General features: G+C 36.2%; 2 protein-coding genes. One reads left to right on the forward strand and one right to left on the reverse strand.

The window, feature by feature from the left end:
- Nucleotides 1-188: 188 nt before the first annotated feature.
- The gene (locus E1171_RS02055) at nucleotides 189-422 is read right to left on the reverse strand and encodes a hypothetical protein (protein WP_187696192.1); all 234 of its coding nucleotides are present in this window, start codon (nucleotides 420-422) and stop codon (nucleotides 189-191) included.
- Here E1171_RS02055 and E1171_RS02060 point away from each other — a divergent pair.
- The coding region (locus E1171_RS02060; protein WP_155203595.1) for a glycosyltransferase family 2 protein at nucleotides 385-1,890 on the forward strand (1,506 nt) is incomplete at its 3' end. The two genes, E1171_RS02055 and E1171_RS02060, sit on opposite strands and share 38 nt — an antisense overlap.

The following is a 1,890-nucleotide window of genomic DNA, read 5'->3' on the forward strand; positions in this document are numbered from 1 at the left end:
AGGTATATAACGAATTTGCCTCCTATTTTAAGATTAGGTCAAATTTGGATGTTTTCATATAGAAACATACTTAAACCTCCGAGGACATCTCTTTATTGACGAATAATTTCAAGTGTTTACTTTTACATTCCATTGATTTAGAATCCAGTAAAAGTTATATTAATACAATTCTTTCCCTCAAAAAGAAGCTAATTTCCAGTTACCCTTGTGACTCCCCCTAACCATTTCTCAATCTTGGTATTTAAACCAGGTTCCATGAGAGCTCTTCCCCAGAATAGTTCTGTTGACTGCGAATAAAGAAGGACACCATCCGAAAAAACATCTCCCTCCTTTCTTTGGTTTATATCAAGAAAGTCTTCCCTAACTTCTTCCCCATTTTCTGTAATGCCCCCAAACAAGATCAGTGTAACTGTAATTACCAAAAACAGTCAAAAAACCTTAAGTCGTTGTTTGAAAGCCCTGAAGGATTTTGATGAAATCATTTTGTTGGATAATGGTTCCACTGATAATACCTTTAAGATTGCCTCTTCTTTTCCTAACGTCAGAACCTTTAGACATGAATTTATCGGTTTTGGTCCTTTGAAAAGATTAGCGTCTTCCTATGCTTCTAATGACTGGATTTTATCCATTGACAGCGATGAAGTGGTTAGTAACCGCCTTGCCAAGAGTTTACTAAACACCCATTTAGAAGAAAATACCGTCTACTCCTTCCTGTTTAAGAACTATTATAAAAACAAGCACATTAATGCCTGTGGCTGGGAAAATAACATCAAAAACCGCCTATATAACAGAAAGCACACAAACTTCACCCAAAACAAGATTCATGAGCATATTGACATAACTAAAAGCAAAACTATACAACTAAAAGGCCACCTGGATCATTATCCTTATCATTCTGTGTCTGATCTCATAAAAAAAGGAGATTTATACACCGAATTATTCGCTAAAGAAAACCGCTTCAGAAAAAAAGCCTCCGCATTAAAAGCCTTTTACAAGGGGGCATTTTCCTTTTTCAGGAATTACATTCTAAATCGGGGCTTTCTATATGGTGCAGAGGGCCTTTTGATCAGCATTGCTAATGCCAGTGGCACTTTCTATAAGTACATTAAACTCAGAGAGTATAACAAAAACATTACTACCAGCCTAATCATCAGCACATACAATTGGAAAGAAGCCCTTGAATTAGCATTGATCGCCACTATGAAGCAAAAGGTTTTGCCTACAGAAGTAATTGTCGCGGATGATGGCTCCAAAGAAGACACCAAGGCTATTCTAAACAAATATGCTAAAATATTTCCCGTACCTTTAATTCACTGTTGGCAATCGGATAATGGATTTCGACTTGCAAAAATCCGAAACAAAGCCATTGCTCTAGCAAAACATGAATACATCATTCAAATTGACGGAGACATTATCGCTCACCCTAACTTTATTAAAGATCATATTAGGTTTGCTCGTCCCAAAAGCTTTGTGAAAGGTTCCCGGGTACTTCTAAACACAAACGCAACTAAAAATGCCTTCCAAGAAAAGAAAATCAATTTTCATTTCTTTCAAAAAGGAATTACGAATCGACTAAACAATCTTCATTTTCCTTGGCTATCAAAACTATTTGATAATCCAAAAGCAAATATTAGAGGCATTAGAGGTGCAAATTTAGCCTTTTGGAAAGAAGATGCTTTTTTGGTGAATGGTTATAATGAGGATATAGAGGGATGGGGTCGAGAAGATAGCGAGATGGTTGCCCGTTTAGTACACAATGGAGTAAAAAAAAGAACCCTCAAATTAGGTGGAATTGCCTACCACCTCTACCATAAACAAGAATCCCATTCTACTCTTTCTCAAAACGACGAGATTCTAAAAAATACCCTTTCAAATAAATTAAAACACTGT

The organism is Xanthovirga aplysinae, from assembly GCF_009711365.1.
Taxonomy (GTDB): Bacteria; Bacteroidota; Bacteroidia; order Cytophagales; family Cyclobacteriaceae; genus Xanthovirga; species Xanthovirga aplysinae.